Origin of the sequence: Desulfoluna butyratoxydans (assembly GCF_900699765.1) — a bacterium.
In the GTDB taxonomy this organism is placed as follows: Bacteria; Desulfobacterota; Desulfobacteria; order Desulfobacterales; family Desulfolunaceae; genus Desulfoluna; species Desulfoluna butyratoxydans.
In genome coordinates, this window is the sequence record NZ_CAADHO010000013.1 from 13,126 (window position 1) to 30,995 (window position 17,870).

The window sequence follows — 17,870 nt, forward strand, 5'->3', positions numbered from 1 at the left end:
TTGTAGTGGGGCGTTGAGCCCAATTTAAATGAATTTTGAAGGGTTGTTGCGTTTGAAATCCATCTGGCATGTCGCTGGATGTGGTCGTAAAGCAAGGGAGAGCACGTTATGATAACGTTTTAACGGCTTGCCCCGGCAGAGCGTCCAGAGGCAAACATCTCAATGTAGTTGGCCTTTGGAAATTAAGGCCGGGTGTGTTCTCGATGCTATCCAGAAATTTTGTCGAGCAAGCGGATAAATGTTTCTACTTCATTAGGGTCAAGTTTCTTCAGGATGAGCTCGATTATTTTATTTTCAGAGAGCGCTCGTGAACGCGCAATATTTCGTCCTTTCTCTGAAAGTTCAATAAAATAAACCCTGCCGTCATCCGGGGATTGCGTTTTTGTTACGCACTCGAGCCTGATCAGTTTGTTCACGATTTCCGTTACAGAAGGCTTGGTAATTCCGAGAAGTTCCGCCATGAGGCTGAACGTGAGGCTGTCATGTTCATCAATGAGCTTCAGGTAATGGATCTGATTCACTTGCAGCTGAGACATTCCCAACTGTTCTGAGATTTCCAGGCTGCAGGTTGTGGAAGCATCATAGAATCTTTTTACTATGTGATGCATACGATCATCTGAGGTCATTGGTGAGTCCTTTTTTATTTGTTAGGGTGAAACTAACTAAATGGCGGTCAGTTGTCAATATGAATGTTTTTTCGTTTTCTCATGTGCATTTTGTGCTGTTGGATGTTCTTTATTACCGGCCTTGGGTATGCATCCATCGTCGGGGGGGGACATGCCAAGGTTATTTTTCTTGGCACCATGCGATGTGTGCAACGGGGGCGGTGATCGTTTTGTCCAGTTTGAGCAGGTGTATCCTCTCTGTCAATGTTGAAGAGTACAGGCTGGATTTTTTGAATCATATGCGGGTATGTATTTATTCAGGTGTCTATCAGATTCATTTCGTTTCTGTGTAAATCAAGGATTTCACGTTGTAATGGGGGGGGCGCCATGAAAATCCATGTCAGCTGTTATGCTGGATACCGGGGAGAGGAGACGCCCCGGGCGATCTCCATCGGCGAGAACCTCATCCGCGTGGCGGAGGTTCTGGACCAATGGCTGGCCCCGGACCATCGTTACTTCAAATGCCGGGGTGACGACGGGGGCGTGTATCTCATTCGTCATGACGTGGCCTCAGGCCAGTGGCAATTGGTCTACTTCAGTCTGACGGATGCCATGCCACCCGGTAACATTCCCCATTGAGAAGAGCCCTTAAAGGAGGCTACCCACAAAGGGGTATCGGAAGCCTGGAGCGCCGCACTGCTGTGTGGCTTTTTTTGTGCATAACGGCCTAAGTGCTCGCGTCTTAGCGGGCGATTCCACCTGCCGAATTTTCCTGTATCAGTATGTTTTTTGTGCTGCTCTATGTGTTCTTATCTAAATGAAATCTTTGAGGTGCTCGTCGATAATCGCCAGGATCTCGTCGCCGTAGGAGGAGAGCTTTTGCTGGCCAATGCCGGAAACGGCAAGAAGTTCCAGGTCGTCGGTGGGCATTTTGTCGATGAGATCGGCCAGGGTGGCGTCGTTGAAGACGAGGTAGGGAGGGATTTCGGCCTCGGCGGCGGTCTCTTTGCGGTAGGCTTTGAGTTTGTCCCAGAGGGCCCTGGCGCCGGGGGCTACGCAGACTTCTTCCATGAGGCGGGAGGCGTTGGAGCGTCGCCCGGCCTGTTTGCCCCTGCGCGTGGGGGTGGGGTCTTTGCGGAAGCTGACCTGTTGCTGGCCTTTTAAAACAGGCATGGACTTTTCGTTGAGCCGGAACCCTCCGGTTTGGGCGTTGACGCTGATGAGGCCCCCGGCCACCAGTTGCCGGTAGACGGAGCGCCATTCCGCGTCGGAGAGCTCTTTGCCGATGCCGAAGGTGGAGACGCAGTCGTGGCCGCAGAGCTCTACTTTGTCGGTGCCTTTGCCCAGGAGCACGTCGATGAGGTGCCCGGCGCCGTAGCGCTGCCCGGTGCGGTAGATGCAGGAGAGGGCTTTCTGGGCTTCGGTGGTGCCTTCCCAGGTGTCCACCGGGGAGAGGCAGGTGTCGCAGTTGCCGCAGGCGGTCTCCAGGGTTTCGCCGAAATAGGCGAGGAGGGCCTGGCGCCTGCACCCGGTGATCTCGCAGAAGCCCAGCATGGCGTTGAGCTTCTGGTGCTGGATCCGCTTGAACTGTTCGTTTCCTTCGGATGAATCCAGCATCTGGCGCAGGAAGACGGCGTCCCCCAGGCTGTAAGCCATCCAGGCGTCGGCGGGCAGGCCGTCGCGTCCGGCCCGGCCGGTCTCCTGATAGTAGCTCTCCAGGTTCTTGGGGAGATCCAGATGGGCCACGAAGCGGACGTCCGGTTTGTCGATGCCCATGCCGAAGGCGATGGTGGCCACGATGATCACCTGTTCCTCGGTGATGAACCGGCGCTGGTTTTCGGCCCGGGTCTGCTGGGGGAGCCCGGCGTGGTAGGGCAGGGCGGTGAAGCCTTTGTCCGAGAGCCAGGCCGCGGTGGACTCCACTTTTTTACGGCTCAGGCAGTAGACGATGCCCGAGTCTTCGTTGTGCTCCTGCTCCAGGAAGTCCAGAAGCTGCTTTTTGGGGGTGTTCTTTACCACGATGCGGTAACGGATGTTGGGGCGGTCAAAGCTGGAGACAAAGCGCTTGGCCTGTGTGAGGTGGAGGCGCTCGGCCATCTCCTCCCGCACGATGGGGTCGGCCGTGGCGGTGAGGGCAATGCGGGGGACCTGGGGAAATCGTTCGGCAAGGATGGCGAGCTGCATGTACTCGGGGCGGAAGTCGTGCCCCCATTGGGAGACGCAGTGGGCTTCGTCGATGGCAAAGAGGGCCAGGGGCGTCCGGGTGAGGAGCTCCTGGAACCGGGGCGTCATGAGCCGCTCCGGCGCCACATAGACCAGGTCCATCTCCCCTTGGGCCATGGCCCGCTCCACCTGCAGGGCCTCGGCCTGGGACAGGGAGGAGTTGAGGTAGCCCGCCCTGACCCCGTTCTGGCGCAGGGCCTCCACCTGGTCCTGCATGAGGGCGATAAGAGGGGAGACCACCACAGCGGTGCCGGGCCTCAGAATGCCCGGGATCTGATAGCAGAGGGACTTTCCCCCGCCCGTGGGCATGAGCACCAGGGCGTCGCCGCCGGACAGGAGGTTGTCGATGATCGCTTTCTGGTTGCCCCTGAAGGCTTCATAACCAAAGACGTTTTTTAGAATGGTTTCCGGGGGCTGGTGGTGCATGGGCGGTACAACGGCTCCTGTTTCTTGGCGTCATGGGACAGCGTTATGCATGTCTGTGTGGTTCATATCAGAAACAGGGTGGGATGGCATCCCCTTTGTCTTCCTGGATAGGAGAGAAGGAGGCGTCGAAGGAAAATGTGGACCAAACAAAAAAAGCCTTGAAGGAATGTCCTTCAAGGCTTTTTGAAAGCGGTGGTAGCGGGGAGCGGATTTGAACCACTGACCTTCGGGTTATGAGCCCGACGAGCTACCAGACTGCTCCACCCCGCAACAATGTGAGGGAATATACATGGGCCTTGGATCCTTGTCAAGGAAGGGATCGTAAAAAAATCGCCGTTAAGCATACGATGTGAGTAATTTCACGATATTCCGCCGCTTTTCTTCATCGCCGGGCGACGCCCCAAGCTCCACGCGGACCCGTTTGTTCCGTCCTGTCTGTCCTGAGACGATTTCCACGGATGATTTGGAGACCCCTAGGAATTTGGCGAAGTACTTGATGCACATGGCGTTGGCCGCTCCGTCCACGGGAGGCGCCGTGATCTTCACCTTCAAGGCGTCTCCGTGGATGCCGGAGATCATGTTTTTCGAGGACTTCGGCTGCACGAAGATGCGGAAGAAGAGGTCTCCCTTTTTTTCTTCGACGGCAAACATGATCAGCGCGCTGCCCCGGTTTCAAGGGAGGCGGCCACCAGGGGCTTGAGTTCGTCGTAGCTGGTGGTCACCGGGAACTGGGGGAACTCTTCGATGACGTTGGCAGGGGGTCTGAAGAGAAAACCCTGATCGGCTTCCTTGAGCATGGAGACGTCGTTGTAGGAGTCCCCGAAGGCCGTGACATGGTAGTTGAGCCCTTTAAGGGCCATGACCGCCTTTTTCTTCTGATCCTGCTGACGAAGGCAGTAGTCCGTGACCCGTCCGTCCGTATCGATTTTCAGCTGGTGGCAGAAGAGGGTGGGCATGCCCAGCTTGCGCATGAAGGGGCCTGCAAACTGCTCGAAGGTGTCGGAGAGGATAATGAGCTGGGCATTTTCACGCATCCAGGCCACGAAGTCGGCGGCGCCTTCCATGGGGTCCATGGTGTCGATGACCTCGGTGATGTCGGCAAGCTTCAGGCCGTGGGCGTTCAGGATCCCCAGGCGTTTTTTCATCAGCACGTTGTAGTCGGGGATGTCCCGGGTGGTGAGTTTCAACTCTTCGATACCGGTTTTTTCAGCCACGTTGATCCAGATTTCAGGGATGAAGACCCCTTCCAGGTCGGAGCAGATGATGTTCATCATGGTGTGCGGTTTCCGTTTCTTTGTGGGTACGCCCATGAGGCGGGGTTATGAAAAAGGGACGGGCCCGCCCAATATCTTTCTGCGGACGGGCCCGGATACCTTACTCTTCGATGCGGATCAGGGCGGCCTTGCCCTGGATGATGTCCAGGGACTCGATGTCGGCCAGGGCCTGCCTCATGTCTTTTTCCCGTGCCACGCTGGTGAGCATGACCAGGGGGACGGAGCCGTCGCCCTGGCCACCTTCTTTCTGGTGCACGGAGCGGATGCTGATGTTGTATTCCCCCAGGATACCGGAGATGCGGGAGAGGACCCCGGGCTTGTCCATGGCCTTGAACCGGACGTAGTAACGGCAGGTTACCTCATCCATGGGCAGGATGGGCAAATCGTTCATGCGCTCGCTGGTAAAAGCCAGGTAGGGAACCCGCTGGCCGGCCCCGGTGATGAGGTTTCGGGCGATGTCCACCAGGTCGCTTACCACGGCGCTGGCCGTGGGCAGCATGCCCGCGCCCTGGCCCACGAGGAACATGTCCCCGGTGGCGCTTCCGCAGACATTGACGGCGTTAACAGCGTGGTTGACACTGGAAAAGAGGTTGTCCTTGGGGATCATCGTGGGGTGGACACGGGCTTCCACGGCACCGTTGGTGCGTTTGCCGATGGCCAGCAGCTTGATGCGGTAGCCGAACTCATCGGCAAACCGGATGTCTTCCGGGGTGACCCGGGTGATACCCTCCACATAGATGTCGTCTAAGTTAACCTTCATGCCGTAGGCCAGGGAGTTCAGGATGGCCAGCTTGTGGGCTGTGTCGTACCCTTCGATATCCAGGGTGGGGTCGGCCTCTGCAAAGCCGCTCTCCTGGGCCTGGGCCAGGGCATCTTCAAAGCTGCTTCCCTCGCAGGTGATTTTGGTCAGGATGTAGTTGCAGGTGCCGTTCATGATGCCGGCCAGGCTGTGGATGGTGTTGCCGGCCAGGGTTTCCCGCATGGTTTTGATGATGGGAATGCAGCCTGCCACGCTCGCTTCGAAGGCGATGTCCACACCCTGCTCCGCGGCCCGGCGGAAGAGGTCGTTTCCGTGGGCGGCGATGAGGGCCTTGTTGGCGGTGACGATGTGTTTACCTTTGGCGATGGCCCGTTCGAAGCACTCCTTGGCAAAGGTCTCTCCGCCGATGAGTTCCACGATGATGTCGATCTCGGGATCATCGATAACGGCAAAGGCATCGGTGGTGAGGCGGTCGCGGGAGATGGTAAGGCCTCGATCGGTGTCGATGTCGAGGTCGGCAATTCTGGCAATGACGAGTTCGGCGTCCAGCTTGGAGGAGATGAGATCTTTCTCCTTTTCAAGCATGCGGGCCACACCCGTTCCCACGGTTCCAAGTCCAAGGATACCGATTTTGATCGTTTTCATAAGCGGGAGCTCCTTTGAGGCAGCGGCAAAACGTGATAGTCTGAGATACAGGCCAGGGAAGTGTGTTGTAACAATCTGATATTACAACGCTCTTTTCTCTTGGCGCGCTCGATGGAAAACCATGTAAAATACAGGCAAACGTACAATACAACGGCCCTGGATGTCAAAAAAAAATCTTTGGGCGGGGCGATGGGGCTGATGACAAGGGGGCAAACGGGCTTTGCTTAACAATATATCATGGTTTAATTAGGCGGAACCACAGGATGTTGTATGGTTGATGCCTCGGGGTCTGGCTTGGGAAAACAGGCGCGTCACGGAGCGTCCCGGCCGGGAAAACCGGTGCGTCGGGCGCCCTTTTGGTTTGACTTTTTAAAGGAATCTGTTTAGGTATGTGATTTTACAATGACAGCCGCGAGTACGGATTTTACAGGGGATCGTGATGCGCGGGGGGGCGCTGGCAACACGATGGTTTGGGCCTTGATCCGGCCGTCTTAAATCAGCGGTTCGCGGGTGATCAATTTTCCGGAGGTATCCTCATACCATGAGTGAGTCGTTAACATATGCAGATGCGGGGGTTGATGTCCACAAGGCCAACGCCCTTGTGGACTCCATCAAGAAGATCGCCAAACAGACCAATCGGCCCGGTGTGATGGGAAGCATCGGCGGGTTCGGCGGGCTTTTTTCGCCCAATTTATCCAGCATGGAAAAGCCCGTACTGGTGAGCTCCACCGACGGCGTCGGCACCAAGCTCAACATTGCGTTTCAGATGGGCAAGCACGACACGGTGGGGATCGATCTGGTGGGCATGTGTGTCAACGATATCGCAGTGCAAGGGGCCGAACCCTTGTTTTTCCTGGATTATATCTCCATGGGGCACCTGGACACAGATATTGCCAAGGCCATTATTGAAGGAGTCGCCGAAGGCTGTCGCCAGGCGCGATGTGCCCTCATCGGCGGAGAGACTGCCGAGATGCCCGGTATGTACGGCGAGGGGGAGTACGACCTTGCCGGTTTTGCCGTAGGGGCCGTGGACGACCACAAGATTGTGGACGGCTCCGAGATTCATGTGGGGCACAAGATCATCGGCATCGCCTCCACGGGCCTGCACAGCAACGGGTTTTCTCTGGTACGTAAGATCTGCTTCGAGAAGATGAAGCTCACGGTTGAGAGTCACGTGCCCGAGTTCGGCAAGACCCTGGGCGAAGAGCTTCTCACCCCCACACGGATCTATTCCGATCTCATGCAGGGAATGCTCAAGAGCATCAAGGTGGACGGGTTTGCCCACATCACCGGCGGAGGACTGGACGAAAACATCATCCGTATCATTCCCCATGCGTGCAAAGCCGTGCTGAAACGCAACAGCTGGGAGGTGCCGCCGGTCTTTACCTGGCTCAAAGAGGCGGGTAACGTGGCGGATGGGGAGATGATGCGAACCTTTAATAACGGCATCGGACTTGCCGTTGTGGTTCCCGAGGAGTATGCTCAGGCGCTGCTGGATATGCTGGAGGCCATGGAAGAGAGGGCCTGGATCATCGGCGAGATCGACACGCGTGAAGAGGGAGCCCCCCGGGTGGAGTGGGTGTAAGTCCGACGTCCCTGTCTGCCATAAGCCGCGCAACGAGCTTTCGGAGTGCGTGAACACAACATGATGATGCGGCCATTTTCACCGGTTTGCCCGATGGAAATGGCCTTTTGTTTTTGGAAATGAGGAGTGTAGTAACCCATGAAGATACTTGCCATCGAGTCGTCCTGTGATGAAACCGCCGCTGCCGTGGTGGAGGACGGAACCCGCGTCCTTTCATCTGTGGTGGCTTCCCAGGTGGCTGTGCACCATGTCTACGGAGGCGTGGTGCCGGAGCTGGCCTCACGGAAGCATGTGGAGGCCATTGTGCCCGTGGTACGGGAGGCCATTGAGACTGCAGGAATAGACCGCTCCGAGCTGGATGCGGTGGCCGTAACCCAGGGACCCGGCCTGGTGGGAGCGCTCCTGGTGGGATTTTCCTATGCCAAGGCCTTTGCCTGGGGCCTGGGAATCCCGTGTGTGGGTGTTAACCACCTGGAAGGGCACATGTCCTCGATTTTCCTGGGGGATAACCCGCCTTCCTTCCCCTATGTGGCCCTGCTGGTGTCCGGCGGGCATACGAGCCTTTACTACGTCACCGGGCCCACCGAGTACGAACTCATGGGTCAGACCCGGGACGACGCCGTGGGCGAGGCCTACGACAAGGTGAGCAAGATGCTGGGCCTCGGCTACCCCGGTGGGGTGGTCATCGACGGCCTGGCAGGAAAAGGGGACCCCAAGGCCATCTCCTTTCCCCGGCCCTACCTGGACAAGAAGGCCTTTGATTTCAGTTTCAGCGGTCTCAAGAGCGCTGTGGGCCGTCATCTCAAAGAGTTCCCCGAGCCCGATGAGGAGCGTCTCCGAAACATTGCGGCAGGCTTTCAGGAGTCAGTGGCCGAGGTGCTCTGCCACAAGCTGATGTATGCGGCCAAGGTCAAGGGATGCCGACATGTGGCCGTGGTGGGCGGCGTGGCGGCCAACTCCCGAGTGCGGGACATGGTGGCAAAGGCGGCATCCCGCCGGGGCCTTTCGTTTCATACCCCGGAGCTTAAGTACTGCGGGGACAACGCAGCCATGATCGGTGCCATCGGTTACCACCGTTTTATGGAGGGGAGCACCCTGGGGCTGAACGATGATGCGTATTCCCGGGCCCGCCTGCCGTCCAATACCAAGCACAAATAAAGGGCGGTTTTATAGATATCCATAGCTCCGGGCGCTTTGTTTTAACAAATCGGCGGATCGTCCGGTGCGCCATTTTATTCTTGACCAACCCGGTTGCGTTCACGTAGAGATGTCACGGGTTTGGTTGAGTGTGTTCGTTTTGCGATGCATCCCCTTTGTGTGTTTTCTCGCGCTGTTCTTCTCTTCAGAGTTGTATCACGTCGTTCATGCATTCACATCTCAAGCGAATAAGGGCCTTCCAGGGGCCGAAGACCGCACCGGCACATGGTGCGTGCGGTGTACCATGCGCAGGCAGCGTGGTTGCCGCGGCGTGTTTCGGTTTTTTTAAGGCTTTAACATAAACAGCCCGTGACGCAGCGGGCCAGGATCAAGCATGTCCTTATTTAATCACGGTTGAATAAGGCCGGGAGTCATTCGTGTCAGAGGTAGAAAACAGAGATCAGTTCGGAAGCCGTATCGGCTTTATCCTTGCATCTGCCGGATCGGCGGTGGGGCTTGGCAACATTTGGCGATTTCCCTTTGTGGCCGGTGAAAACGGCGGCGCGGCCTTCGTGCTCATCTACCTGCTGCTGGTGTTTTGTATCGGCATGCCGGTGATGCTCGCCGAATTTGTCGTGGGCCGGAGAGGTCAGGGCGACCCGGTGGGGTCCCTTCGGCGGGTGGCTGGAAAATTTTTCACCCCCCTGGGCGGGATGGGGATCTTTGCCGCCATCGTTATCCTGAGCTTTTACGGTGTGGTGGGTGGGTGGACCATCAAGTACACCGTGGATGCCCTCATGGGGGCCCTGGGCACGGATGTGCCGTCGGCCGGGGCGGTGTTCGGTAACTTTGTGAAAGACCCGAAGATGGTCATTTTCTACCAGGCCCTTTTTATGCTGGGAACCTTCGGGGTGGTGGCACGGGGCATCGGCAACGGCATCGAAAAGTTCTGCACCGTCTTTATGCCCGTGCTTTTCCTGCTCCTCATCGTTCTTGCCGTGCGGTCCGTGACCCTTCCCGGAGCTGCCGAAGGGCTGGCGTTTTACCTGAAACCCGATTTTTCCAAGGTGAACGGGGCCATGATCCTCGCCGCCCTGGGCCAGGCCTTTTTCTCCCTTTCCATCGGCATCGGGGTGATGCTGACCTACGGGTCCTACCTGAAGAAGTCCGAGCCCATCGTCAGCCCGGCGTTTCAGATCTGCTTTCTGGACAGCTTTGTGGCGCTTATTGCCGGCCTGGTGATTTTTCCGGCGGTCTTTGCCTTCGGCCTTGAGCCCGGCTCCGGTCCCGGCCTCACCTTTGTCACCCTTCCTGCGGTGTTCAGCAAGATGCCCGGGGGCGCCCTTTTTGCCGTGCTCTTCTTTTTTCTTCTGGTCATTGCCTCGTTGACGTCGTCCATGAGCCAGCTTGAAGTGATCTGCGCTTACTTTGTGGACGATCGCAAATGGACCCGCAGCAAGGCGACCCTCACCGTAACCTGTCTTACGTTCTGTCTGGGGATCCCTTCGGCCATCAGCCTGGGGGGCGGCCTCAATATCGCCGGAAAATCCTTTCTTGACGCCATGGACTTCATGGCCTCCAACATGATCATGCCCTTAGGCGGCATGGGCTTTGCCCTTCTCGCCGGATGGGGACTCCACGCCATGGCCAAAGAGGAACTCTCTGGTTCCGACGGAAAGCCTCTTGCCATCTATCCCGCCTGGCGCGTGATCTGCTGCGTGGTGGCCCCTGCGGCCATCGGGTGGATTTTCGTTACAGGTCTTAAGTGGTAAAAGGGAAGGGTGAGGCGAAGGGCTAAAAGGCGAAAGGCTAAAGGCTAAAGGCAGAAAAGGGTCAGGCCAAAGTTCGGGTCTGGTTCTGGGCAGCAGTGCCCCTTGATACCCTATGAATATAAAAGAGCCGGTGGGTTTTTCCACCGGCTCTTTTTTTGCCTGACCCCTACCTAATAAAGGCGAAAGGCGAAAGGCGAAGGGCGAAGGGCCAAAAGGCCAAAGGCTGAAAAGGGAGCAGGCCAAAGTTCGGGTCTGGGCAGCCGTGCTCTTGCCCTTGATACCCTATGAATATAAAAGAGCCGGTGGTTTTTCCCGCCGGCTCTTTTTTTTGCCTGACCCCTATTGACCTAATTGACCTAATTGTTTCATGCCGGCTTGACCGGAACGCAGATGTCCACGGTGTGGCGGCCGTCGGGGTGTTCACCCGGGGCGCTTCGGTAGATCTCAAGGCAGGGGCGGTCGTCGGAGCGGTATCCGGACTGGGGGAGCCAGTCGGCCATGACCGCGTCCCAGGCTGCTGCGTACTCCGAGGGCAGCAGGTGGAACCGGGCTACGGCATAGGTGCCACCTGTCAGGGTCATGCGGCCGATGTCGCCTTCGGCAGGGGTGCCATCCGGGACGGTGATGCAGACGCTTAAGCGAAGCTTGTCGTCTTCGGTGAGGGGTTCGTTGTCGTGGTAGACGCTCAAGGTCAGGGTCTCGGGAAAGTTCAGGAGCTGCCTTGGGCCGGCCCAGGTAAAGAGCCGGTTGAAGAGTCTGTCGAACAGCTCACCGTTGCCCTGGTAAGGCCCGATGTGCCGAACGTAGGCCACCTCCATCTCTTCAAGCGGTTCAACTCGTATCGTCGTGTTCAGTGTTTCGTCCATGTAAAGCCTCCATTGGTGTAGGGTTGAGGCATCATAAACTGCTTTGACGACGGCGGCTTTCCTGATCTTGTGGTCTGTTTTGCATTTCTTGCTGTTTCGAAGGTCCCCTGATTTTCTCCACTCCCCGGCGTTCATTCCGTAAAAGTCCCGGAAGGCCCTTGCAAAGGTGGCTGAGCTTGAGAACCCGCATGCAAGGGCAATCTCCGTGATTGTCTCAGCCGACAGGAGGAGCATGGCGGCTGCCTTTTCCACCCGAAGGCGCTGGATGTACCGGTTGAGGGTCTCCCCCACGGTGGCCTTGAAGATTCGGTGGAAGTGGAACGGGGAGTAGCAGGCAACCCTTGCCACATCGTCCAGGGTGAGGTTTTCGCTTAAGTGGGCATCGATATGGTCCAGGGCGCGGTTGAGGCGGAGGGCGTGGTCGGTGTTCGGTGCGTGCATCTATGTCTCCGGGTTGGTCAGGGCTCTGCGGATAAACGACATGATACCTTGGATCATTTTTTCATCGTTTTCAAGGGCGTCTTCGCCTGCAAAAATTTTCATTCGCTGGGAGTGGTAGTCAGACGAGTAGGCGTACTGGAGCATCACCAGGAGGTTGTCCATGCAGAAAGCGGCGGTGAACTCGTCGATATCCGCGGCGATGTCCCCTTTGTCCCGGGCGTCCCGCAGGAGCCCGCGGTAATACCGGGCCGTCACCGTCTCCAGTTTGCCGGAGAGCTGGCGGGAGAGGTGGGAGAGCCCTTCGGAGGTGAGCTCCTGGTAGATCTGATTGAACTCCGGGTAGAGACGGGCATACACCTGCACCGACCGGAGCAGCCGTTCGAACTTGTCGAAGAGCGATCCCTCCTCTAAGTCTGTTGCGGCCAGGATGGCATCGATGAGGTGGTAGCTCAGGTCGTTGATGGTGAGAAAAAGGGCCTCTTTGGACTCAAAGTAGTTGTACATGGAGCCGATGCTGATATCGGCTTTTTTGGCGATGACGTTGATATTGGCCGAGGCAAACCCCTGCCCGGCGAACTCTTTGGCAGCCGCCTTTAAGATGCGCTCCCGCTTTTCAATGGGAATTTTTTCAAAGGCCGGTTTGGCGTGGGTGGCCTTGAGCTGTTCAATGATGTCGGATGCCGGAAAGGCGTGGGTCATGGTTGCGCGCTCCTGACGCCTGGGGCGGTCGGTGTGCCCCCGGGGCCTGTGGTTCGTGAGGTCTCAATTTTAATGAATGGGTATTGACAACATACGATATTTATTCAATGATTCATAGGTGAGTGATCACTCACTCAACCTACAATAGCATGGCCCGGTTTCCAGGTAAAGGCGGCCGTCTCAACGAAAACCGCCGTGCCGAGACCATGGTGAGAAGTGCGAGGTCGTGTTCCCGGGTCCCGTAGCCTTTTTCAATCGCTTTCATAAAAAAAGCGGAAAGGAGGGGAGGTCCATGGAGTACCAGCGCGTGAAAGCCAATCTCAATCTCTATGCGGTCCTGCGCAACCTGGAGACCCTTGTGGCGTGCGACGGCACATCGGCCGAGTTGATCAAGGGGTGGGAGGTTACCCTTCAGTTCTCGGTATTCCGGGGGCCCACCCTTTTCCTTGAGTTTCACAACGGGAGATGCAGGGCAGGGGAAGGGGCGCACCCATCGCCGGACGTACGTCTTTTTTTTCTTTCGGCAGGTCACCTCAACCGCATGATGGACGGCAAAGGTTCGCCCATTCCCCTCAAGGGGCTGACCCACCTCTCTTTTCTAACCAAAGAGTTTCCCCAGCTTACCGATCGCCTCGAATACTTCCTCAAACCCGACGACACCCTCCTTGCCGATGCAGCCTATCAGGAGGTCAACACCCGCCTTAATCTGGGGGTTGCCGCCTATGCCGTGCGCGAGCTTGCCACCTCGGATCCCATGGGGTCCCTCAATGCCGCGTCCATGCCCGACGGAACCCTGGCCATCCGCGTGCTGCCAGACGGCCCGTCGGTCTCCATCGTAAAAGAGAAGGGCAGCTATGCCGTGGGAGCCCCCCGTCCGGAAAACCCCATGGCCATCATGAGTTTTCGGGACATGGGCGTTGCATGCGACCTGATGAACGGTAAATGCGACGCTTTTGCCGCTTTGGCCAAGGGCGATGTCTCCATGAAAGGCAGCATCCCCATGATCGAGGCGACCAACCTCCTGATGGACCGTATCCCCCATTACCTGGGGTAACCCATACGTATGGACATTACACAACATGTGAGGAGGCCATGGATACTTACAGCTACAAGCAGTCCCAGGCCCTTTTTGAGCGGGCCGTAAGCGTCATTCCCTGCGGTGTGCCCGGGCACATGAGTCCGGCCGTGAACATCCCGCCCTCTGCTTATCCCATCTATGCGGCCAGGGCCGAAGGTGCATGCTTCTGGGACGTGGACGGCAATGAATTCATCGATTACATGTGCGGGTACGGCCCCATGATCCTGGGGTACCGGAACCCGGTGGTGGACGGTGCAGCCCGACGCCAGGCAGACGAGGCAGATCTCACCATGTGTGCGTCCCCCAAGATGGTGGAGCTGGCCGAAGCCCTTGTGGACACGGTGGATGCCATGGACTGGGCCTTTTTTGCCAAAAACGGCGGGGACGTCACCAACTACGCCGCCATGGTGGCCCGAAGCGCCACGGGCAGGAAAAAGATCGTGGCCATCAAGGGTGGGTACCACGGGGTGGCCCCCTGGATGCAGGCCCTGGGGCATCACGGCATTCTCGAAGAGGACCACGCCCACACCCTGCGTATTCCCTGGAACGATACCGCGGCCTTTGAGCAGGTGATTGCAGAGCATCCCGGCAATGTGGCGGGTTTCATCGCCACTCCCTACCATGTACCCACCTTTTACGACAACGTCCTCCCGGACCCCGGATACTGGCAGAAGATCGAGGCCATCTGCCGAAAAGAGGGCATTGTCCTGATCGTGGACGACATCCGTCACGGCTTCCGTCTCGACATGAAGGGCTCCCATGTGCACTACGGGTTTACCCCGGACCTGGTCTGCTACTGCAAGGCCCTGGCCAACGGGTACCCCATCTCCGCCCTCATGGGCACCGAAGCCATGAAAAATGAAGCGGCCAAGGTGTTTTACACCGGCAGCTACTGGTACCAGGCCGTGCCCATGGCAGCGGCCCTGGCCTGTCTGGAAGAGCTCAAACGGCTCGACGCCCCTGCCTGGATGCTCAGGCAAGGGGCTGATCTTTTCGGCAAGATGGAGGCCATGGCCGCTAATTACGGCTTTCACCTCAAGGTGACCGGCGAGCCCTCCATGCCCAATGTTCGCCTGACCGACGATCCCAGCGGGATGCTCCACCAGGCCTGGTGCGCGGAATGCACAAAACGGGGAGCTTTCTTTGCCTCCCACCACAACTGGTTTATCTCCACGGCCCACGACGATGAAGTGGTGGCCCGGACCCTTGCCATCTGCGACGAGGCCTTTCAGGTGATCAAAGATGCCGCGGAAAAAGGGCGGCTGGCGTCGTGATGGCGGGCTATTGACAGAAGGGGCGCGGGAAAAATGACATTCGCCCTTGAGCTTGATTGGTGTGAATCTGTTTTTTAGCCTGTTTGTCAAACTTTTCAAAAGTTTGGCCCCCGGCAGGGCCGCCGGAGGCATCTTCGTTGTGTACTTTTTTCCCGAAAATATAAGGAGATGGACCATGGCATTGACCGATGCGGAGATCAGGGAGCTGGAAGAGCAGGCCTGGCAGCTCAGGCACGACATCATCAACGTGACGGTGTGGGCGGGTGGGGCTCACATTGGCGGGGGGCTCAGCATGCTGGACATCCTGGTGCTCCTTTACTTCAAGTACCTGAACATCGACTCCGGCCAGCCGGAGATGGCGGACCGGGACCGGGTGGTGGTGAGCAAGGGCCATGGGGGCGTGGGCTTTGCTCCGGTGCTGGCGCGCCGCGGGTATTTTGATTTTGAAGCGCTGAAGACCTTCAATCAGTTCGGGTCGCCCTTCGGTATGCACCTTGATGCCTCCAAGGTGACCGGTGTGGATGCCTCCACCGGTTCCTTGGGGCACGGGTTTTCCATGGCCGTGGGACTGGCTCTGGGGGCGCGGGCCCAGAAGAAGGCATGGAAGACCTATTGCATCTTAGGGGACGGGGAGTGCAACGAAGGGGCGGTGTGGGAGGCGGCCATGTCGGCGTCCCATTTCGGACTGACCAACCTGGTGACCATTGTGGACCGCAACGGGTACATGATTGACGGGGCCACCGAAGAGGTGATGGCCCTTGAGCCCTTCAGCGACAAGTGGCGGGCCTTCGGGTTCCATGTGCTGGAGGTGGACGGGCATGATTTTGCCGCCCTTGCAGGGGCCATCGACATCTCTCTTTCCGGTGACAAGGGGCCGTGCGTGATCATGGCCCACACCAAAAAGGGGCGGGGGATCGATTACATGGAAGGCAACGTCAAGTGGCATTACGGCAGCATCGATTCCACCCTGGCCGACAAGGCCCGGGCATCTGTGGACCGCCTGTACGGCAAGGCTTAAGGAGGAGAGCATGAGTGAAGTGACCGGAACCACCTGGACCGTTTATGACGCCAACTCCATGACCCAGGCGGAGGTGTACGGCCATGTGCTGTGTGAGATCGGTGAGGAGCGGGATGATGTGGTGGGGCTTACGGCGGACCTGGCAAAGTCCACGAAGATCGGGCTCTTTGGGGAAAAATTCCCGGAGCGTTTTTTTAACGTGGGCATTGCCGAGCAGAACCTCTTTGGTGTGGCCGCAGGCATGGCCCTTTCCGGCCTGACGCCCTTTGTCTCCACCATGGCGGCCTTTGCCTCCATGCGGGCCTGCGAGCAGGTGCGCACCGACATCTGTTACCAGAACCTCAATTGCAAGATCATCGCCACCCACGGCGGGATCTCCTTCGGGACCGCGGGCAGCACCCACAACGCCCAGGAGGATGTGGCCATCATGCGCTCCTTTCCAAACATGACGGTGATCATCCCGGCAGACGGCATTGAAACCGCCAACGCGGTGCGCGCCTGCGTGGACTGGGATGGGCCGGTGTACATCCGTGTGGGCAGGGGGTTTGAGCCCACCTGGTACCCCAGCGAAGACTATGGGTTTCAAATCGGCCGGGCCGTCACCGTAAGCGAGGGGACAGACATCACCCTTATCTGCTGCGGGGTGACGGTGCTTCAGGCTGCCGAAGCGGCAAAGGCCCTGAAGGACGAGGATGGCTTGAGTGTTCGGGTGCTGAACCTTCACACCATCAAGCCCCTTGATGAAGAAGCTGTGTTGCGGGCGGTTCAGGAGACCCGGCGCATCATCACCTTTGAGGAGCATACGGTCCACGGAGGGCTCGGCAGCGCCGTGGCCGATGTGATCGCGGAAAGCGGCAAGGGGTGCGCCTTTGAAAAGGTGGGGCTGCCCGATGCCTTTTCCCTGGTGGGATATCCCGAAGATCTTTACGCCCATTACAAACTCGACACCAACGGCATCATCGAGAAGGTGCGAGAGGTCATGGGCCGGGATTTTGAAGAGGACGAAGACTGGGAAGATGAGGTGTGACATGACCGAGAACCGAACACATCTTGCGACGCGTATTCTGCTGAAGGCCCTTTTTCCCGTGATGAAGGTGGTGGTGGCCGACGACCCGAAGATGAACAGGCGTTTTAACGGCGTATCGGCCCGGGTGCGGTTTTCCGTGGCCGGTGACGGGGGGCCGTGGGGCACCGATGTGGTGTTTGACGACGGGGCGCTTTTGGTGGACGGGGCCATGGAAGGGGAGGCGGATGTCTCCTTTCGCTTTAAGAGCCCGGAGGCCTTCAACGCCTTTATGGCCGGAAAACCAGTGGTTCCGGGGATCCGGGGGTGGCGGCACCCCATGCTCATCGGGAAGATGGTCTCGCTTCTCCTTGCCATGAAGATCCTCATGCCCGATGCCCGGCCAAAGCAGGAGGCAAAGCAGCGGCTGAAGGTGAAGATGATCGTCTACATGATCACCACGGCCCTGAGCCAGTACAACAAGGGCGGGGATCCGGAGATGAGCCGGTGGACCGGAAAGCAGCCCGATCGCATTTACCAGATGTCCGTGGACGGCGAAGAGATTGCCGCTTATGTCCGGGTAAAGGCGGGCAAGACCAAGGCCGGGCGAGGGCTCTACACACGCAGGCGCCCCTTTGTCCATATCTGCTTCAACGGGATCCAGGGGGCCCTTCCGGTGCTCATGGGGGATGTGGAGTTTGTGGAGGCCCTTGGGCGCCAGCTTGTGACCGTGGAAGGCTCACCCGAGTACGCCGCCAACCTGAACGATTACATGCAGAGGATCCAGGCCTTGATTGTCTGAATTCCAATGGGTACAACGTGGAAGAAGAGCCGTGCCGCATCTCTATGCTGGTGCGGCTCTTTTTTTATGCAGAAAAACAGGTAAAACAGGGGTCAGGCAAAATTACGTTTAACGTTTAAAAAAGGGTCAGGCAAAAAAACGTTTCAAAAACCCGTTTCAAAAAAAGATTCGTCAGGTCACAGGTAGGGGGCGGTGGCATACCGAAATATTCGGGTGGTGATTATCCGCTCTTGGAATACACGGGTGAAAGGTATTCTGTGAA

Annotated in this window: 16 protein-coding genes and 1 tRNA gene; 9 read left to right on the forward strand and 8 right to left on the reverse strand. The window is 57.8% G+C overall.

Features of this window, described 5'->3' with window-relative positions; all coding sequences use genetic code 11:
* Positions 1–206 precede the first annotated feature (206 nt).
* A complete protein-coding gene (locus MSL71_RS23735) occupies positions 207–626 on the reverse strand; it encodes a MarR family winged helix-turn-helix transcriptional regulator (RefSeq protein ID WP_180146089.1) in 420 nt (139 codons plus the stop codon).
* 366 nt (positions 627–992) lie between these two features.
* Here MSL71_RS23735 and MSL71_RS23740 point away from each other — a divergent pair, with 366 nt between their 5' ends.
* Positions 993–1,244 (forward strand): hypothetical protein, encoded by a 252-nt coding sequence (locus MSL71_RS23740; RefSeq protein WP_180146092.1) that lies wholly within the window; start codon positions 993–995, stop codon positions 1,242–1,244.
* 174 nt (positions 1,245–1,418) lie between these two features.
* Here MSL71_RS23740 and recQ read toward each other — a convergent pair whose 3' ends face one another.
* The 5 genes from recQ to MSL71_RS23765 form a co-directional block, all read right to left on the reverse strand.
* Positions 1,419–3,254, reverse strand: a complete 1,836-nt coding sequence (gene recQ / locus MSL71_RS23745; RefSeq protein ID WP_180146094.1) for a DNA helicase RecQ — start codon at positions 3,252–3,254, stop codon at positions 1,419–1,421.
* Positions 3,255–3,447: 193 nt separating this feature from the next.
* Positions 3,448–3,524: transfer RNA gene (locus MSL71_RS23750), tRNA-Met, on the reverse strand.
* 66 nt (positions 3,525–3,590) lie between these two features.
* Positions 3,591–3,905, reverse strand: a complete 315-nt coding sequence (locus MSL71_RS23755) for a DUF167 domain-containing protein (RefSeq protein WP_180146097.1) — start codon at positions 3,903–3,905, stop codon at positions 3,591–3,593.
* A gap of 2 nt (positions 3,906–3,907) precedes the next feature.
* Positions 3,908–4,528, reverse strand: a complete 621-nt coding sequence (gene thrH, locus MSL71_RS23760) for a bifunctional phosphoserine phosphatase/homoserine phosphotransferase ThrH (protein ID WP_425484456.1) — start codon at positions 4,526–4,528, stop codon at positions 3,908–3,910.
* Between the two features lie 100 nt (positions 4,529–4,628).
* Positions 4,629–5,933: a homoserine dehydrogenase gene (locus tag MSL71_RS23765; RefSeq protein ID WP_180146100.1), complete on the reverse strand. Its 1,305-nt coding sequence runs from the start codon at positions 5,931–5,933 to the stop codon at positions 4,629–4,631.
* Between the two features lie 541 nt (positions 5,934–6,474).
* Here MSL71_RS23765 and purM point away from each other — a divergent pair.
* The 3 genes from purM to MSL71_RS23780 all read left to right on the forward strand — a co-directional run bounded on the left by purM (position 6,475) and on the right by MSL71_RS23780 (position 10,427).
* Positions 6,475–7,518, forward strand: a complete 1,044-nt coding sequence (gene purM, locus MSL71_RS23770; RefSeq protein WP_180146103.1) for a phosphoribosylformylglycinamidine cyclo-ligase — start codon at positions 6,475–6,477, stop codon at positions 7,516–7,518.
* Between the two features lie 138 nt (positions 7,519–7,656).
* Positions 7,657–8,676 (forward strand): tRNA (adenosine(37)-N6)-threonylcarbamoyltransferase complex transferase subunit TsaD, encoded by a 1,020-nt coding sequence (gene tsaD / locus MSL71_RS23775; RefSeq protein ID WP_180146106.1) that lies wholly within the window; start codon positions 7,657–7,659, stop codon positions 8,674–8,676.
* Positions 8,677–9,092: 416 nt separating this feature from the next.
* Positions 9,093–10,427, forward strand: a complete 1,335-nt coding sequence (locus tag MSL71_RS23780) for a sodium-dependent transporter (RefSeq protein ID WP_180146109.1) — start codon at positions 9,093–9,095, stop codon at positions 10,425–10,427.
* A 365-nt stretch (positions 10,428–10,792) separates the two neighbouring features.
* On the opposite strand, the gene MSL71_RS23785 is transcribed toward MSL71_RS23780, so the two are convergent.
* Positions 10,793–11,734, reverse strand: coding sequence for an AraC family transcriptional regulator (locus MSL71_RS23785; protein ID WP_180146111.1), 942 nt, complete (start codon positions 11,732–11,734; stop codon positions 10,793–10,795).
* Positions 11,735–12,433: a TetR/AcrR family transcriptional regulator gene (locus tag MSL71_RS23790; protein ID WP_180146114.1), complete on the reverse strand. Its 699-nt coding sequence runs from the start codon at positions 12,431–12,433 to the stop codon at positions 11,735–11,737.
* Between the two features lie 292 nt (positions 12,434–12,725).
* Here MSL71_RS23790 and MSL71_RS23795 point away from each other — a divergent pair, with 292 nt between their 5' ends.
* From MSL71_RS23795 to MSL71_RS23815, 5 genes are all read left to right on the forward strand, one after another.
* Positions 12,726–13,487: a hypothetical protein gene (locus MSL71_RS23795; RefSeq protein WP_180146117.1), complete on the forward strand. Its 762-nt coding sequence runs from the start codon at positions 12,726–12,728 to the stop codon at positions 13,485–13,487.
* A gap of 38 nt (positions 13,488–13,525) precedes the next feature.
* On the forward strand, positions 13,526–14,785 hold the full coding sequence (locus MSL71_RS23800) for an aminotransferase class III-fold pyridoxal phosphate-dependent enzyme (RefSeq protein WP_180146120.1): 1,260 nt from the start codon (positions 13,526–13,528) through the stop codon (positions 14,783–14,785).
* A 175-nt stretch (positions 14,786–14,960) separates the two neighbouring features.
* The gene (locus tag MSL71_RS23805) at positions 14,961–15,803 is read left to right on the forward strand and encodes a transketolase (RefSeq protein WP_180146123.1); all 843 of its coding nucleotides are present in this window, start codon (positions 14,961–14,963) and stop codon (positions 15,801–15,803) included.
* Between the two features lie 10 nt (positions 15,804–15,813).
* Positions 15,814–16,830, forward strand: coding sequence for a transketolase family protein (locus tag MSL71_RS23810; RefSeq protein WP_180146126.1), 1,017 nt, complete (start codon positions 15,814–15,816; stop codon positions 16,828–16,830).
* A 1-nt stretch (position 16,831) separates the two neighbouring features.
* Entirely contained in the window at positions 16,832–17,608 is a 777-nt protein-coding gene (locus MSL71_RS23815) for a hypothetical protein (protein WP_180146129.1), read from the forward strand.
* Positions 17,609–17,870 lie beyond the last annotated feature (262 nt).